14 protein-coding genes, 1 pseudogene and 1 riboswitch are annotated in these 15,035 nt (G+C 71.1%); of the genes and pseudogenes, 7 read left to right on the top strand and 8 right to left on the bottom strand.

Features of this window, described 5'->3' with window-relative positions; all coding sequences use genetic code 11:
- Positions 1-64: 64 nt before the first annotated feature.
- Together ACFYXB_RS02075 and ACFYXB_RS02070 are read left to right on the top strand one after the other, a co-directional pair.
- On the top strand, positions 65-718 hold the full coding sequence (locus ACFYXB_RS02075; RefSeq protein WP_389576832.1) for a hypothetical protein: 654 nt from the start codon (positions 65-67) through the stop codon (positions 716-718).
- Positions 715-1,401 (top strand): hypothetical protein, encoded by a 687-nt coding sequence (locus tag ACFYXB_RS02070; RefSeq protein WP_389576830.1) that lies wholly within the window; start codon positions 715-717, stop codon positions 1,399-1,401. The genes ACFYXB_RS02075 and ACFYXB_RS02070 overlap by 4 nt, the downstream gene beginning before the upstream one ends.
- 38 nt (positions 1,402-1,439) lie before the next feature.
- On the opposite strand, the gene ACFYXB_RS02065 is transcribed toward ACFYXB_RS02070, so the two are convergent.
- Positions 1,440-2,894: a glycine hydroxymethyltransferase gene (locus ACFYXB_RS02065; RefSeq protein ID WP_351346285.1), complete on the bottom strand. Its 1,455-nt coding sequence runs from the start codon at positions 2,892-2,894 to the stop codon at positions 1,440-1,442.
- Positions 2,895-2,927: 33 nt separating this feature from the next.
- Positions 2,928-3,017: riboswitch (ZMP/ZTP riboswitch) on the bottom strand.
- A 103-nt stretch (positions 3,018-3,120) separates the two neighbouring features.
- Between ACFYXB_RS02065 and rocD the strand changes: the two genes are divergently transcribed.
- Positions 3,121-4,326: an ornithine--oxo-acid transaminase gene (gene rocD / locus ACFYXB_RS02060; RefSeq protein ID WP_389576828.1), complete on the top strand. Its 1,206-nt coding sequence runs from the start codon at positions 3,121-3,123 to the stop codon at positions 4,324-4,326.
- Here rocD and ACFYXB_RS02055 read toward each other — a convergent pair.
- Both ACFYXB_RS02055 and ACFYXB_RS02050 read right to left on the bottom strand, forming a co-directional pair.
- Positions 4,323-5,507: a glutathionylspermidine synthase family protein gene (locus ACFYXB_RS02055; protein ID WP_389576826.1), complete on the bottom strand. Its 1,185-nt coding sequence runs from the start codon at positions 5,505-5,507 to the stop codon at positions 4,323-4,325. The two genes, rocD and ACFYXB_RS02055, sit on opposite strands and share 4 nt — an antisense overlap.
- 14 nt (positions 5,508-5,521) lie before the next feature.
- A complete protein-coding gene (locus ACFYXB_RS02050) occupies positions 5,522-5,878 on the bottom strand; it encodes a hypothetical protein (RefSeq protein WP_389576824.1) in 357 nt (118 codons plus the stop codon).
- A gap of 123 nt (positions 5,879-6,001) precedes the next feature.
- Here ACFYXB_RS02050 and ACFYXB_RS02045 point away from each other — a divergent pair, with 123 nt between their 5' ends.
- Entirely contained in the window at positions 6,002-6,838 is an 837-nt protein-coding gene (locus tag ACFYXB_RS02045; RefSeq protein ID WP_389577424.1) for a hypothetical protein, read from the top strand.
- A gap of 442 nt (positions 6,839-7,280) precedes the next feature.
- On the opposite strand, the gene ACFYXB_RS02040 is transcribed toward ACFYXB_RS02045, so the two are convergent.
- Positions 7,281-8,687 carry a PLP-dependent aminotransferase family protein gene (locus ACFYXB_RS02040; protein WP_389576822.1) on the bottom strand — a complete coding sequence of 469 codons (1,407 nt, stop codon included), beginning with the start codon at positions 8,685-8,687 and terminating at the stop codon, positions 7,281-7,283.
- A gap of 47 nt (positions 8,688-8,734) precedes the next feature.
- Here ACFYXB_RS02040 and ACFYXB_RS02035 point away from each other — a divergent pair, with 47 nt between their 5' ends.
- From ACFYXB_RS02035 to ACFYXB_RS02025, 3 genes and pseudogenes are all read left to right on the top strand, one after another.
- Complete coding sequence (locus ACFYXB_RS02035; protein WP_389576820.1) at positions 8,735-9,232, top strand: carboxymuconolactone decarboxylase family protein; 498 nt, start codon at positions 8,735-8,737, stop codon at positions 9,230-9,232.
- A complete protein-coding gene (locus ACFYXB_RS02030; RefSeq protein ID WP_389577464.1) occupies positions 9,229-9,363 on the top strand; it encodes a hypothetical protein in 135 nt (44 codons plus the stop codon). Before ACFYXB_RS02035 ends, ACFYXB_RS02030 begins: the two co-directional genes overlap by 4 nt.
- Positions 9,347-9,453 (top strand): annotated as a pseudogene (locus tag ACFYXB_RS02025) (isocitrate lyase/phosphoenolpyruvate mutase family protein); the annotation flags it as partial. The gene ACFYXB_RS02030 and the pseudogene ACFYXB_RS02025, both read left to right, overlap by 17 nt.
- A 6-nt stretch (positions 9,454-9,459) precedes the next feature.
- Here the strand turns inward: ACFYXB_RS02025 and ACFYXB_RS02020 are convergent.
- From ACFYXB_RS02020 to ACFYXB_RS02005, 4 genes are read right to left on the bottom strand one after another with little or no spacing between them, the layout of a single operon-like run.
- Positions 9,460-10,416: an ABC transporter substrate-binding protein gene (locus tag ACFYXB_RS02020; protein WP_389576818.1), complete on the bottom strand. Its 957-nt coding sequence runs from the start codon at positions 10,414-10,416 to the stop codon at positions 9,460-9,462.
- Position 10,417: 1 nt separating this feature from the next.
- The gene (locus ACFYXB_RS02015; protein WP_389576816.1) at positions 10,418-12,355 is read right to left on the bottom strand and encodes an ABC transporter permease; all 1,938 of its coding nucleotides are present in this window, start codon (positions 12,353-12,355) and stop codon (positions 10,418-10,420) included.
- Positions 12,355-13,497, bottom strand: coding sequence for a glycine betaine/L-proline ABC transporter ATP-binding protein (locus ACFYXB_RS02010; RefSeq protein WP_389576814.1), 1,143 nt, complete (start codon positions 13,495-13,497; stop codon positions 12,355-12,357). Before ACFYXB_RS02010 ends, ACFYXB_RS02015 begins: the two co-directional genes overlap by 1 nt.
- Positions 13,494-15,026 carry a GMC family oxidoreductase gene (locus ACFYXB_RS02005; RefSeq protein ID WP_389576812.1) on the bottom strand — a complete coding sequence of 511 codons (1,533 nt, stop codon included), beginning with the start codon at positions 15,024-15,026 and terminating at the stop codon, positions 13,494-13,496. Before ACFYXB_RS02005 ends, ACFYXB_RS02010 begins: the two co-directional genes overlap by 4 nt.
- Between the last annotated feature and the right edge of the window lie 9 nt (positions 15,027-15,035).

Below are 15,035 nucleotides of genomic sequence, written 5' to 3'. Positions count from 1 at the left end.
CGCACGGGTCTCGTCCCGTTGGGGGTTGGGAATGTTCGGAAGCAGGCTTCGTGAACTGACGGCTGTGACCGGGGTGTTGATCGTCCTGCTCGGTTTCCTGCTAGGGGCCGCGTCGTCGGCGGTGGCCGGTGGCCCGACGAGCGTGCTGGTGACCTCGCCGCAGAGCGGGGAGGCGACGGCGCTGTACTACTCGGACGAGGAGTACGGGCAGTTGCAGGGGCTCTTGGGCCCAGAGGGCACGGGCAGCCGCGACAAGCCGCCGGAGATGGAGCAGGCCGACGCCCGGCAGATCAACGTGACCTGGCTGGCGCACGACATATCGCCCTGGCGGCTGGACCGAGTCTTCGCCGCCGACGCCAGTGCCCGCACCGTCTGGATCCACACCGCGGCCAACGTGCCCGAGACACCCAACGGTTACTGGCACCGCGCCGAACACCCCGCCCAACTGCGTGCTCTCCTCAAGAAGTTGGGCGTACTGGGCAAGGGCAACGGTGACGCAGACGGCTACACCGGGATCTTCCCGGCGCCCTGGCAGTCGGACAGCCCGGGAGACACCGCGACCGGGGAGCCGACGACCACCTACGCCTCGGTCAGCACCGGGACCGAGGGCGACGGCACCGACTGGTGGTGGGCGATACCGGGCGCGGCGGCGGGAGCGGCGCTGGCGCTGGTTCTGCGGCCCGTCGTGGCGAGGAAGGTGGACGGAAGGTGCCGATGAACAGACACGCGGCGCGCACAGCGTCATGGCTCGCCCGTCTCGTGCCGGTGTCGGCGGCGCTGGCCCTGGCCGGCGTCCCGGTCTCTGCCTCGGCCGTACCCGGGCCGGCCGGTGATGTGCCCGACCTGGCGGTGGTCGTCTCGGGCGACACCGGGCGGACGCGGACGCTCCGCTCCGGTGAGACCGAGTTCGCTCGCCTCTGGCAGCTGCTGCAGCCGACGTACGCGGGCACGGAGCGGGTGCCGCAGGCCTGGACGGACGAGCGGTATCCGGCGGTGCGGGTCACGGTGCTCTGGGGGCTGACGGGAGTCGGGGGCTGGCCGCAGACACACCGGGCGCCTGGCGGAGACGTCGCCATGGAGCGCCAGGACCAGCTGTTCGTCGCGGCCGACGGCACTCCGTGGGTGCGGTCGGATCCCTCACCGGATGTGGTGGACGACGACATCCGCTGGCATCGGGCACCGAGGGCGGTGTTCCAGCAACTGGATCGGACGGGGCTGCTCGGACGGAGCGCGGCTGAGGGCTCGGACTCCCGGTCGGGCCGGGTGACGGACGGTGTGTGGTGGGCGGTGCCCGGACTGGTCGTGGGGGCCGGCGGCGGTTTTCTGATACGCCGCGCGGCGGTCCGGCATCATGCCGGACCGCCGCGGGAGGAACCTCGGCAGGAGCTGATCGATCTGTGAGAGTCGCCGCTCCTTGACAACTCCATAGAGTGTGCTGCTCAGCCCAGGTCGATCTCCGGGTAGAGCGGGAAGCCGGCGACCAGGTCGGTGGCCCGGTGGGAGATCTCGTCCGCGATCTTCGAGTCCAGGACGTGCTGGGCCTTGGAGGGCGTGCCCTTGCTGGTGGTGCCGGGCTCGGCGCTGGTGAGGACGCGGTCGATGAGGCCGGCGACCTCGTCCATCTCGGCGGTGCCCAGACCGCGGGTGGTGAGGGCGGGCGTGCCGATGCGGATGCCGGAGGTGTACCAGGCGCCGTTGGGGTCGGCCGGGATGGCGTTGCGGTTGGTGACGATGCCGGACTCGAGGAGAGCGGCCTCGGCCTGACGGCCGGTGAGGCCGTAGGAGGTGGTGACGTCGATCAGGTTGAGGTGGTTGTCGGTGCCGCCGGTGACCAAGGTGGCGCCGCGGCGCATCAGACCCTCGGCCAGGGCGCGGGAATTGTCGACGATGCGCTGGGCGTAGTCATGGAAGGAGGGCCGGCGAGCCTCGGCGAGGGCGACGGCCTTGGCTGCCATGACGTGCGGGAGCGGGCCGCCGAGGACCATGGGGCAGCCGCGGTCGACCTGGTCCTTGAGGGAGTCGTCGCACAGGACCATGCCGCCGCGCGGGCCACGCAGCGACTTGTGGGTGGTGGTCGTCACGATCTGGGCGTGCGGGACCGGGTCGAAGTCGCCGGTGAGGACCTTGCCGGCGACGAGACCGGCGAAGTGGGCCATGTCGACCATGAGCGTGGCGCCGACCTCGTCGGCGATCTCGCGCATGATGCGGAAGTTCACGAGGCGGGGGTAGGCGGAGTAGCCGGCGACGATGATGAGCGGCTTGAACTCGCGGGCGGAGGCGCGCAGGGCCTCGTAGTCGATGAGGCCGGTGGCCGGGTCGGTGCCGTAGGAGCGCTGGTCGAACATCTTGCCGGAGATGTTCGGGCGGAAGCCGTGCGTGAGGTGGCCGCCGGCGTCCAGGGACATGCCGAGCATGCGCTGGTTGCCGAAGGCCTGACGGAGTTCGGCCCAGTCGGCCTCGGAGAGGTCGTTGACCTGGCGGACGCCGGCCTTCTCCAGGGCGGGGGCCTCGACGCGCTGGGCGAGGACGGCCCAGAAGGCGACGAGGTTGGCGTCGATGCCGGAGTGCGGCTGGACGTAGGCGTGGCGGGCGCCGAAGAGTTCCTTGGCGTGCTCGGCGGCGATCGACTCGACGGTGTCGACGTTGCGACAGCCGGCGTAGAAGCGGCGGCCGATGGTGCCCTCGGCGTACTTGTCGCTGAACCAGTTGCCCATCGCGAGAAGGGTGGCCGGGGAGGCGTAGTTCTCGGAGGCGATCAGCTTGAGCATCTCGCGCTGGTCGCTGACCTCCTGGCCGATGGCGTCGGCGACGCGCGGCTCGACGGCGCGGATCACGTCGAGGGCGGCCCGGAAGGCCGTGGACTCGTCGGAGAGGGGTGCGGAATTCTCGGGCATCGGGGACCTCCGGACGTGGCGTTTCGGCATGTTCGGTTCGGCCCAGGCGCACGGCACTGTTTCCCGCTCGGGCCGCTCCCCGATGGTCGGTCCCATCCCAGCACGCCAGTTACGGCCCGTTCGTCAGCCTACCGGGCGCGTCGCACCGCGCAGGTCCCGCGTCCACCATGCGAGCGAAGATAAGAAGGGAGGTGACCTCGACACTCCCAGGCCCTCTGGAGATCCCGTGAATGCTACGGAGACGCTCATCGCCGCCGCCGACGCCCACAGTGCGCACAACTACCACCCGCTGCCGGTGGTCGTGGCCACTGCCGACGGGGCCTGGATGACGGATGTCGAGGGGCGGCGCTACCTCGATCTGCTGGCCGGGTACTCGGCGCTGAACTTCGGGCACGGCCATCGGCGGCTGGTGGCGGCGGCAAAGGCGCAGCTGGACCGGGTGACGCTGGCCTCGAGGGCGTTCCACCACGACCGGTTCGCCGCGTTCTGCGAGCAGCTGGCCGAGCTGTGCGGCATGGAGATGGTGCTGCCGATGAACACGGGCGTCGAGGCGGTGGAGACCGCGGTGAAGACGGCGCGGAAGTGGGGGTACCGGGTGAAGCGGGTACCTGGGGAGATGGCGAAGATCGTGGTCGCCGGGGGCAACTTCCACGGCCGTACGACGACGGTGATCAGCTTCTCCACGGACCCGGAGGCGCGGGCGGACTTCGGGCCGTACACGCCGGGCTTCGAGATCGTGCCGTACGGGGATCTGACCGCGATGCGGGCCGCGCTGACCGAGAACACGGTCGCGGTGCTGCTCGAGCCGATCCAGGGCGAGGCGGGAGTGGTCGTGCCGCCGGCGGGTTATCTGCCGGCGGTGCGGGAGCTGACCCGGGAGCGGGACGTGCTGTTCATGGCGGACGAGATCCAGTCGGGGCTGGGGCGGACCGGGCGGACCTTCGCGTGCGAGCACGAGGGGGTCGTACCGGATGTGTATGTGCTGGGTAAGGCGCTGGGCGGCGGGATCGTGCCGGTGTCGGCGGTGGTGTCGAGCACGGAGGTGCTCGGGGTGTTCCGGCCGGGTGAGCACGGGTCGACGTTCGGCGGGAACCCACTGGCCTGTGCGGTGGCGCTTGAGGTGATCGCGATGCTGCGCTCGGGTGAGTACCAGGCGCGGTCGGCGGAGCTGGGCGAGCATCTGCACCGAGACCTGAGGGCGCTGCTCGGCACCGGGAAGGTGACGGCGGTGCGCGGGCGGGGGCTGTGGGCGGGGGTGGACGTCGCCCCGGCGGTCGGTACGGGGCGGCAGGTGTCGGAGCGGCTGATGGACCGGGGTGTCCTGGTGAAGGACACGCACAGGTCCACGATCCGGATCGCGCCGCCCCTCGTCATCAGCAAGGAGGATCTGGACTGGGGGCTCGACCAGCTGCGAGGGGTGCTGGGCGTCTAAAGGATCACGTGGGGCAGGAAGCGGGCGTACTCGTCCGTGATCAGGCCCGACGACTCGCGGATGCCGAGGCCCGCGGACTCGTCCTCGACGACCCAGGCGCCGAGGACGACGTGGTTGCCGTCGAAGGCGGGGAGGGGGGCCAACTGCTGGTAGCAGCAGGGTTCGTCACGGATGACGGGTGGCGGGCCGGGGTTGTGGACGGTGACACCGGCGCCCTCCCGGCCCAGGAGGGGTTTGGCGACGTAGCCGGTGGTCGTCGCCAGGTCGTGGGGGCCGTCCAGGTAGGAGGGCAGGAGGTTGGGGTGGCCGGGGTACAGCTCCCAGAGGATCGCCAGGAGGGCCTTGTTGCTGAGGAGCATCTTCCATGCGGGTTCGATCCACAGGGTGCTGCCGGTGCCGCCGCCGTTGTCGAGGGTGTCGAGGACGTGGCCGGCGAAGCGGTCTGTGGTGAGCCACTCCCAGGGATAGAGCTTGAAGCAACTGCGGATGAAACGGAGGTGGTTGTCGACGAAGCGGCCGGAGAGGGGGTCCCAGCCGATCTCCTCCATGGAGATCCAGTCGGTGTCCAGGCCGGCCTGTTCGGCGGTCTCCTTGAGATAGGCGACCGTCATGAGGTCCTCGCCGAGTTCGTCGTCGGCGGAGTGCGCGAAGTACAGGGGGCTGCCGGGCGGGAGGAGCGTGGACTGCTTCTTCCAGGCGGCGACGAGGCGGTCGTGGAGGGAGTTCCACTGGTCGGCGCCCGGGAAGCGGTCCTCCATCCAGAACCACTGAGGTGAGGCAGCCTCGACGAGGGAGGTGGGGGTGTCGGCGTTGTACTCGAGGAGTTTCGCCGGGCCCGTGCCGTCGTAGCGGAGATCGAAGCGGCCGTAGACGGAGGGGAGTTCGGTGCGGCGGTGCCAGGCCTCGGCGACGGCCTGTGCGACGCGCGGGTCGGTGATGCCGAGGTCGGCGAAGCGGCCCTCGGTGACGATGTGTTCGGCGGCTGCCAGGCACATGCGGTGCAGTTCCTCGACGACCTCCTCCAGGGCCTCGACCTCGTCGAGGGTGAAGGCGTAGTACGCGCTCTCGTCCCAGTAGGGGCGCAACGAGTTGTCGGGGTGGCGGGTGAGCGGGTAGATCAGGCCGTGTTCCTCGACGGTCTGCTGCCAGCCGGGGCGGGGTTCGATCGTGCGGCGTTCCATGGTGCGTCTGCCGGTCAGCCGCCGGAGCTGCCCTTGCCGCTGCCGAAGCCGCCGCGATGGACTCCGCTGTGGTGGCTGTCGTCGTCGCTCGAGGAACCGCGCGAACCCTTGCCGGGCTTGGTGAAGGAGCCGCCGCCGACCCAGCCGCCCTTCTTCTTGCCGCCGTAGTACCAGGCGCCGTTGGCCGATGTCTTGGTGGACTTGCAGTTCGTGTCGGAGACGACCTTGTAGCCCTTGGTGAGGTTGTAGCTGTCCCGGTCGACGCAGCGCTTGTCGGGGTCGGAGGAGCAGGCGGTGAGCGCGGCCGCGAGGAGGCCCATGCCGCCGAGGACGACGGTTCCGGAGCGTAGTTGTCGGCGTGCGTTCGCCATTTCGCGTTCCCCCGTGATCGACTTCTCATGAACGACTTCCGGACAGCCTAGAGATCGGTGAGAGCGCAGGGGGAGGCGGCCCCGGTTTTTCCGCTCCCCTAGAGTCACTTTGTGCTCTTTGGAATGGTGTGCGCCCTGGGCGCCGCGCTCTGCTTCGGTACGGCGACGGTGTTGCAGGCGATGGCCGCGCGGGCGGCGGGCTCGGGTGGGGGCGGAGACACGGCGCTGTTGCTGCGCGCGCTCAGGCAGTGGCGGTATCTGGCCGGGCTGGCGCTGGACGGGGTCGGGTTCCTGTTGCAGATCGCGGCGCTGCGGTCGATTCCCATCTACACGGTCGGCGCGGCCCTCGCGTCCAGCCTCGCGGTGACCGCCGTGGTCGCCTCACGGCTGCTGCGGGTGCGACTCAGCCGGATGGAGTGGGGCGCCGTGGGGGTGGTGTGCCTGGGGCTGGCGATGCTGGGGCTGGCGTCCGGGACGGAGGGCGACAAGGGCGGGTCGGCGGCGCTGAAGTACGCGATGCTGGGCGCGGCTTTCGGGGTGCTGCTCATCGGCGCGGCCGGTGGGCGGTTGGCGGGGCGCGGGCGGGCGTTGCTGCTGGGGCTGGGGGCCGGGTTCGGGTTCGGGGTGGTGGAGGTGGCGGTGCGGTTGATCGATGACGTGTCGCCGAAGTCGTTGCTCACGAATCCGGCGACGTACGCGCTGCTCATCGGCGGTGGTGCCGCGTTCCTGCTGCTGACGTCAGCGCTGCAGCGCGGCTCGGTGACGACGGCCACGGCCGGGATGGTGCTCGGCGAGACGATCGGCCCGGCGGCGGTGGGCGTGGTGTGGCTAGGCGACCGCACCCGGGAGGGCCTGACCTGGCTGGCAATCCTGGGCTTCGCGGTGGCGGTGGCAGGAGCACTGGCACTCGCGCGCTTCGGAGAGGCACCGGTCACGGATCCGACGGCGCCGCAGCGTTGACCGCGGTGCGCCGTTCTGTGTCACTGCCACACCGCGCGACGGCGCCGGCGTCGGCGCCGCCACAGCCTCCGCCGCAGCGTTGAACACAGGCCGCCGTCCCACGTCACTGCCACACCGCACCCTCGAACCCACCACCTTCCCTCGCACCCGAACCCGCCGTCCCCTCCGAACCGCCGCTCCCCCAATCCCGCCGACCCGTCCAAACCAACGCTCCCCGATCACGCCCCGCCCTCCATCCCAACGCGCTCCCGAAACCACCACCCCGTCAAGCCATCCGCCCTCTCGGACACATCCGCACCTCGCCCCCTCCGCCTTCTCAAAACCGCCGCCACGGCGAGCAACCACCGCCGCGATGGCCGGCGGTGCCGAACCCGCCGTCACCCACAGCCCCGTCCCTCACCGCTGCCCCTCGCCCGTCCCCCAGTGCTGCCCCCCGCCCCTGTCACGGCAGCACCCGGCACAACGCCTCCAGTGCCGCCGCCCATGCGTGGTCCGGTGGGGTGCCGTAGCCGACGACCAGGGCGTCCACCGGTTCCGTCACAGCGTGCTCGTGGCGGAGCGCGGAGAGGCCGTGCAGGGCCAGGCCCTGCCACGCCGCCGCCTGGACCACCGACTGTTCGCTGCCTGGGGGAAGCCGCAGCACGGCGTGCAGCCCTGCCGCGATACCAGTGACCTGGACGTCGGGGGCGCGGGCGGCGAGGGCCGTGACCAGGGCGTCCCGGCGGCGCCGGTAGCGCAGCCGGGCGGAGCGCACATGGCGGTCGTACGCGCCGGAGGTCAGGAACTCCGTCAGGGTCAACTGGTCCAGCACCCCGCAGGTGTCGACGCGCCCCTTGGCCGCCACGCACTCCTCCATCAGCGCCGGTGGCAGCACCATCCAGCCCAGCCGCAGGCCGGGCGCCAGCGACTTGCTCGCCGTGCCCAGGTAGACCACGTGGTCCGGGTCGAGTCCCTGGAGCGCGCCGACCGGCTGGCGGTCGTAGCGGAACTCGCCGTCGTAGTCGTCCTCCAGGACGAGCCCGCCGGTGCGCCGTGCCCAGTCCACGGCGGCGGATCGCCGGTCGGGGTGCAGGGGCATGCCCATCGGGAACTGGTGGGCCGGGGTGAGCAGCACCGCGCCGGCGTCGAACAACGTGCGGGTGTCGGTCGCCAGTTCGTCGTACGGCAGCGGGTGCGTGACCAGTCCGGCGTCGGTCAGCAGCTTCCAGTGGGCGTCGAGGCCGTACGACTCGACTGCGACGGTGTGGGCGCCCCGGGACCGTAGCACCTGGCCGAGGATCTGCAGGCCCTGCGAGAAGCCTGCGCAGATCAGGACGGAGTCGGGGGCGGCGCGTACGCCGCGGGCGCGGGAGAGGTAGTCGGCGAGGGCGGTGCGCAGTTCGGGGCGGCCGCGGGGGTCGCCGTAGCCGAGGGCGTGGGAGGGGGCGGCGGTGAGGGCCCGGCGGGCGGCCTTGAGCCACTCGGCGCGCGGGAAGGCGGCGAGGTCGGGGGTGCCGGGGATGAGGTTGTGGATGGGCCGGTCGGGTTCGCGGCGGCGGGGTGCGGTGGCAATGCTCGCCGACGGGACGACCGTACGCTCAGCCGCACGTTCGGCCACCCGCGTACCCGAGCCCTGGCGGGCCGTGAGCCAGCCCTCTGCGACCAGGTCGGCGTAGGCGTCCGCGACGGTGTTGCGGGCGATGCCGAGGTCGGTGGCGAGGGTGCGGGAGGAGGGAAGGGGGGTGCCGGGGGCGAGGCGGCCGGTGCGGACGGCGTCTCGCAGCGCGTCGGTCAGCCCCCGGCGCAGGCCGCCCGAACCGGCCGGCTCCAGGAGCAGGTCGACACCCAAAGTGGCCCAGGATTTCCCCATGGAAATGGACCATACTCCTGGGCTGCCTGACTCCTAGGGTCGAAGACATGACCGCACAGGAAAACGTTCAGTACGCCCCCGAAACCGCCCCCCGTCTGCAGTGGGCCGAGCACGCCCCAGAGGTCTACAAGGCGATGATCCGCCTGGAGACCGCGGCCAAGAAGGGCCTGGACCCCAAGCTGTACGAGCTGGTGAAGATCCGCGCCTCGCAGATCAACCACTGCGCCTTCTGCCTCGACATGCACACCAAGGACGCCCTCGCGGCCGGCGAGAGCGTGGAGCGGGTCGTGCAGCTGAGCGCGTGGGAGGAATCGCGGCACTTCTACACGGAGAAGGAGCTCGCGGCGATCGAGCTGACCGAAGCCGTGACCGTCTTGACCGACGGCTTCGTGCCGGACGAGGTGTACGAGAAGGCCGCGAAGTTCTTCGAGGAGGCCGAGCTGGCACAGCTGATCGCCGCGATCACGGCGATCAACGCGTGGAACCGGTTCGGGGTGACAACCCGTATGACGCCGGGCCACTACCAGCCGGGGCAGTACGCGTGACCGTGAGCAAGGTGGGCGTCTTACGCTCCCCGCACCGGCGGCGCGCTCAGGGCGATGCCCTCGTCCTGCTCGACCCCTGGGACGCGGCCGGTGCCCGGGTGTTCGTGGAGGCCGCCCGCCGTGCTCGGTGAACTCGGGGCCATCGCGTCACGTTCGGCCCGGGGCTCCAACGGCGGGCCGCCACGCCCCCCCGGGAGATCGCCGACGGGCTGCTGCCGTAACGGGGTTCAGGACAGCCACGGCTTCCAGGTGGACTCGTGGCTGTCCACCCACTTCTTCGCCGCCTCGGCCGGGGTCAGCTTCTGGTCGGCGATCATCAGGGACACCTCGTTCTGGTCCTCGGTGGTCCACCGGAACTTCTTCAGGAAGGCGGCCGCCTTGCCACCGCTCTTCGAGAAGTCCGCGTTGAGGTACTTCTGCAGCGGGGTGTGCGGATAGGCGCAGGCGACCTTCGCCGCGTCGGCGTCGCAGCCCTCCTTGTAAGAGGGCAGCTTCACCTCCGTCATGGGGACCTTGTTGAACAGCCACTGGGGGGAGTACCAGTACGTCAGGAAGGGCTTCTTCTCCTTGGCGAACTGTTTGATCTGGGTGATCTGGGCGGCCTCCGAACCGGCGAAGACGACCTGGTAGTCCAGCTTCAGGTTGTTCACCAGCGCCTTGTCGTTGGTGACGTAGGACGGGGAGCCGTCCATCAGCTGGCCCTTGCCGCCGCTCTCCGCGGTGCGGAAGAGCGAGGCGTACTTGTTGAGGTTCTTCCAGTCGGTGATGTCCGGGTGCTGCTCGACCAGGTACGTCGGGACGTACCAGCCGATGTGCCCGGTCACCCCGAGGTCGCCGGCGCGGGCGATGGTGCCCTTGTCGTCGACGTACCTCTTCTCCTGGTCCGGGTGGCCCCAGTCCTCCAGGATGGCGTCGACGCGGCCCTGGCTCAGCGCGTCCCACGCGGGGATCTCGTCGACCTGGACGGAGTCGACGCGGTAGCCGAGCTTGTGTTCCAGGAGGTACTGGGCTACGGCCACGTTGGACTGCGCGCCCACCCAGGACTGCACGGAGAGGGTGACGGTCTTCGCGCCCCGGGCGTTGGCGAAGGGCGAGGCCTGCTTGGTCATGTCGGCGGCGCCGCAGCCGGTGAGCAACACGAGTCCGGACACGCCGGCCACCACAGATGTCGTACGAAGCCGCATGTCACGCTCCCTTCTTCGCGCGGCGTTGCGTCGGCTGGGTCACCCGGTCGAGGACGAGGCCGAGGCAGACAATCGCGGCACCGGCCACCAGACCGGTCGCGAGGTCGCCCTGGGCGAGGCCGAAAGTCACGTTGTAGCCGAGGGCACCGCCGCCGACCAGGCCGCCGATGATGACGACGGCGAGGACCAGGACCACACCTTGGTTGACGGCGAGCAGCAACGACCTGCGGGCGAGCGGCAGTTGGACCTGCCACAGCTGCTGGCGTCCGGTCGCGCCGAGCGAGCGGGCCGACTCCAGGGCGGCCGGGTCGACCTGGCGCAGACCCTGGGCGGTGATGCGTACGACAGCGGGGAGCGCGTAGACGACGGCGGCGGCTACGGCGGGGGCGCGGCCGACGCCGAACAGGGCGACGACCGGGATCAGGTACACGAACTGCGGCATCGTCTGGAAGACATCCAGGAAGGGGCGCAGCGCCCGTTCGAAGCGGTCGCTGCGGGCGGCCGCGATACCGGTCGCGAAGCCGAGGACGAGGGTCACGGCGACGGCGGCGAGGACCTGGGACAGCGTGTCGAGGGAGGGTTCCCAGACGCCGAGCACGCCGATCGCGGCCATCGCGAGGACGGCGGTCAGGGCGGTGCGCCAGGTGCCGATCAGCCAGGCGAGGGTGGCCACGATCAGCAGGACCGACCACCAGGGCAGCCACTGCAGACCGTCGCGGACGGGGTCCAGGATCCAGGTGGTGAAGTGGCCCGCCCAGTCCGCGGTGCCGCCGACGTAGGGCACGCCGGAGTAGAGGTGGGCGGTCATCCAGTCGACGGCGCGGTTGACCGGCTCGGCGATGTTCAGGGTCCAGGAGGCGGGCCAGTCGAGGTGGCCGAGGAGTCGGGCCGCCAGGGCCGCGGCCACGGTGGCGACGGCCGCGTAGGCCCACTGGACCGGAGCGCTTCGGCCGTGCCCCTCTCCCGCCGCTGCGGTCACCCGGTCCAGTACGACGGCAAGGAGCACGATCGGGATGCCGGCGGCGAGGGCCGCGCCCACGTCGACGGAGGCGAGCGCCTGGTAGACCCGGTCGCCGAGGCCGCCGGCGCCTATGACCGACGCGATGACGGCCATCGACAGCGCCATCATGATCGCCTGGTTGAGGCCGAGGAGGAGTTCCTTGCGGGCCAGCGGGATGCGGGCGGTCAGCAGGCGCTGGCGGGCGGTCGCGCCCAGCGACTCCACGGCCTCCAGGACCTCGGGGTCGGCACCGCGCAGACCGAGGGCGGTGAGACGGGCCATGGGCGGGGCGGCGTACACGACGGTGGCGAGAACGGCGGCGGGGACGCCGATGCCGAAGACCAGGACGACGGGGAGGAGGTACGCGAACGCCGGGAGCACCTGCATGGTGTCCAGGACCGGGCGCAGGGCGCGGTCGAGGCGGTCGGAGAGTCCGGCGGCGAGACCGAGTACGACGCCTACGACGACGGATGCCAGTACGGCGACCACCATCAGCGCGAGGGTCTGCATCGTCGGCACCCACATGCCGAGCAGGCCGCAGGCCAGGAACGCGGCGGCCGTGCCCAGGGCGAGGCGGACACCGGCCACGCGCCAGGCCACGAGGGCGGTGAGGGCGGTGACGCCGGGCCAGCCTGCGGCGAGGAGGGCGAGGTAGACGAGGCGTACGGAGAGGACGACGGCGTTGCTGATGTAGCCGAAGAAGTAGAGGAACAGGGGGTGGGTGTCGCGGTTGTCCATGACCCAGTCGCTGGCGCTGGTCAGCGGTTTGGTGAGGTCGACGGTGAGGGCGTGGGGCCATGTGCCGCTTGCCCAGTGGGCGTTGGCGAGGGGGACGAGGATCGCGGCGGCGAGGGCCAGGAGCAGGAGCTTGTGGGTGGCTCGGTGCTTGAGGAGCGCGGGGAGTGCGAGGCGGGGGGTGGGGGCGGTGACTGTTGCCATCAGGCCTGCCCCTCGCTGGTGCCCAGGGGTCGGGGCGCTTGCCCACGCTTGCGGGGTGCCGCTGTCTGTGGGACGGGCGCCGCCCCAGCGGCACGACTGCCCGCAGCTGATGCCGTACCAGCGACGACGCCGAGCAGGGCCTCCGAGTCGACCACGCCGACGCACTTGCCCTGGGTCATCACCCGGGCCGGGGCGCCGGCTCTCGCCACCGCTTCTATCGCCTCCGACACCGTCGCGTCCGGGGCGATCGCCGGGCCGCTGGCCGTCTCCTCCGGGGATGCGGGGCGCATCGCCGTGCGGACCGTCAGGACCTGTTCGCGGGGGACGTCGCGGACGAACTCGCGGGCGTAGTCGTCGGCCGGGCTGCCGACGATCTCCTCCGGGGTGCCGAGCTGGACCACGCGGCCGTCGCGCATGAGGGCGATGCGGTCGCCGAGTTTCAGCGCCTCGCTCAGGTCGTGGGTGATGAAGACCATCGTGCGGCCCTCCTCGCGGTGCAGGCGGACCACCTCGTCCTGCATGTCGCGCCGGATCAGCGGGTCGAGCGCGCTGAACGGCTCGTCGAAGAGCAGGACTTCGGGGTCGGCGGCCAGGGCGCGGGCCAGGCCGACGCGCTGGCGCTGGCCGCCGGACAGCTGGCTGGGCCGGCGCTTCTCCATGCCCTCCAGGCCGACCTTGGCGACGATGGCGGCGGCCCGGTCACGGCGTTCGGCCTTGCCGACGCCCTGGATCTCCAGGCCGTACGCCACGTTGTCGAGGACCGTGCGGTGCGGGAGCAGACCGAAGTGCTGGAAGACCATCGCGGCGCGGTGGCGGCGCAGTTGGCGCAGCCGGGCGCGGTCCATCGCGCGCACGTCCTCGCCGTCGATGGCGATGCTGCCCGCGGTCGGTTCGATCAGCCGGGTGAGACAGCGGACCAGGGTCGATTTGCCGGAGCCCGACAGGCCCATCACGACGAAGACCTCGCCCTTGCGGACGTCGAAGGAGACGTCCCGGACGGCGGCCGTGCAGCCGGTGCGGGTACGGAGTTCGGCGGGCTCGAGGCCGGCCAGCTCGGGGTCCGTGGGGATGCGGTCGGCCTTCGTGCCGAAGACCTTCCACAGGCCCTGGACCGAAAAAACGGGGGTAGCGGTGGTACTCATCGCGCACCACCTCCGATCAGGTCCACGGCCCTCTCACCGACCATCAGCACCCCGATCATCGGGTTCACGGCGGGCATGGTCGGGAAGACGGACGCGTCGGCGATCCGGATGCCGTCGAGGCCCCGGATCCTCAACTCGGGATCCACGACCGCCTGTTCGTCGTCGTCGGCGCCCATGCGGCAGGTGCCGGCCGGGTGGTAGACGGTGTGGGCGACCTTGCGCGCGTACTCGCTCAGCTCGGCGTCGCCGAGGATCTCCGGGCCGGGGCACACCTCGCGCTTGAGCCAGCCCGCCAGCGGCTGGGTCTTCGCGATCTCGCGGGCGATGCGGATGCCGTCGACGAGGGTGCGGCCGTCGTAGTCGTCCTCGTCGGTGAAGTACCGGAAGTCGAGGGCGGGCTTCACGGACGGGTCGGCGCTGGTCAGGTAGAGGCGGCCGCGGGACTTCGGCTTGGGGATGTTCGGGGTCATCGAGACTCCGAACTCCGGGCGCTCGTAGCCGAGGCGCTCCGGATTGTCCGTGAAGGGGATCTGGTAGAAGTGGAACATCAGGTCCGGGCCCGCGTGTTCGGGGTCGCGGCGGACGAACAGACCCGCGTCGGAGTCCATCGCGGAATTCTCCGGGATGGGGCCGTGGGTCTCCCAGACGATCACCGACTCGGGGTGGTCGAGCAGGTTCTCGCCGACGCCGGGCAGGTCGTGCGCGACCGGGATGCCGAGCGCCTCGAGGTCCTTGCGGGGGCCGACGCCCGAGTGGAGGAGCAGGCGCGGGGAGTCGACGGCGCCCGCGCACAGGACGACCTCGCCCCGGGCCCGTATCAGCAACTCCTCGCCGTCCTTCGTGCGGACGTGCGCGCCCTCGGCCCGCGTGCCGTTCAGCTCCAGCTTGTACGCCCAAGTCTCCAGGAGGATCGTGAGGTTGGGGCGCTCGTCCATCACCGGGTGCAGGTACGCCACCGAGGCCGAGGACCGCTTGTTGTTCTCGGGGTGGTAGGCGAGGTCGAAGAAGCCGACGCCGTCGGTGATGGGCTTGCGGTTGAAGCCCTCGACGCGGGGCACGCCCAGGGCTTCCTGCGCGGCGTCGACGAAGTCGCGGGCGATGGCGTTCCGGTCCTTCTCGTCGACCGGGACGATGTTGTTGAGGAGCCGGGCGTAGTACGCCTCCATCGGCACCGTACCCCAGCCCGCGGCCCCTGCCGCCTCCCACTCGTCCCAGTCGGACGGCAGCGGCTTGAAGGCGATCAGGGTGTTGTGCGAGGAGCAGCCGCCGAGGACACGGGCGCGGCTGTGCCGGATGTGCGAGTTGCCGCGCGGCTGTTCGGTGGTCGGGTAGTCGTAGTCCAGTTCGCCGCCGAGCAGGCCCATCCAGCGGCGCAGCGTGAGAACGTCGTCGCGGCCGACGTCGCTGGGGCCGCCCTCGATGACGGCGACGGTGACGTCGGGGTTCTCGGTGAGGCGGGAGGCGATGACGGAGCCGGCGGTGCCGCCGCCGATGACGACGTAGTCGTAGGTGTGGGGGGTGTAGGGCATAGGGGTGTT

This window comes from Streptomyces sp. NPDC002619 (genome assembly GCF_042889305.1).
Classification (GTDB): Bacteria; Actinomycetota; Actinomycetes; order Streptomycetales; family Streptomycetaceae; genus Streptomyces.
The sequence above is the reverse complement of the archived record's forward strand: the minus strand, read 5'-3'. Positions and strand labels throughout refer to the sequence as shown.

Bases quoted from the DNA above. Each gene is read 5' to 3' on its own strand.
- ACFYXB_RS02045 (WP_389577424.1), top strand. From the start codon at position 6,002: ATGGTGTGCGCCCTGGGCGCCGCGCTCTGCTTCGGTACGGCGACGGTG.
- ACFYXB_RS02015 (WP_389576816.1), bottom strand. From the start codon at position 12,355: ATGGCAACAGTCACCGCCCCCACCCCCCGCCTCGCACTCCCCGCGCTC.
- ACFYXB_RS02065 (WP_351346285.1), bottom strand. From the start codon at position 2,894: ATGCCCGAGAATTCCGCACCCCTCTCCGACGAGTCCACGGCCTTCCGG.
- ACFYXB_RS02070 (WP_389576830.1), top strand. From the start codon at position 715: ATGAACAGACACGCGGCGCGCACAGCGTCATGGCTCGCCCGTCTCGTG.
- ACFYXB_RS02005 (WP_389576812.1), bottom strand. From the start codon at position 15,026: ATGCCCTACACCCCCCACACCTACGACTACGTCGTCATCGGCGGCGGC.
- ACFYXB_RS02055 (WP_389576826.1), bottom strand. From the start codon at position 5,507: ATGGAACGCCGCACGATCGAACCCCGCCCCGGCTGGCAGCAGACCGTC.
- ACFYXB_RS02050 (WP_389576824.1), bottom strand. From the start codon at position 5,878: ATGGCGAACGCACGCCGACAACTACGCTCCGGAACCGTCGTCCTCGGC.
- ACFYXB_RS02035 (WP_389576820.1), top strand. From the start codon at position 8,735: ATGACCGCACAGGAAAACGTTCAGTACGCCCCCGAAACCGCCCCCCGT.
- ACFYXB_RS02040 (WP_389576822.1), bottom strand. From the start codon at position 8,687: ATGGGGAAATCCTGGGCCACTTTGGGTGTCGACCTGCTCCTGGAGCCG.
- ACFYXB_RS02010 (WP_389576814.1), bottom strand. From the start codon at position 13,497: ATGAGTACCACCGCTACCCCCGTTTTTTCGGTCCAGGGCCTGTGGAAG.
- ACFYXB_RS02020 (WP_389576818.1), bottom strand. From the start codon at position 10,416: ATGCGGCTTCGTACGACATCTGTGGTGGCCGGCGTGTCCGGACTCGTG.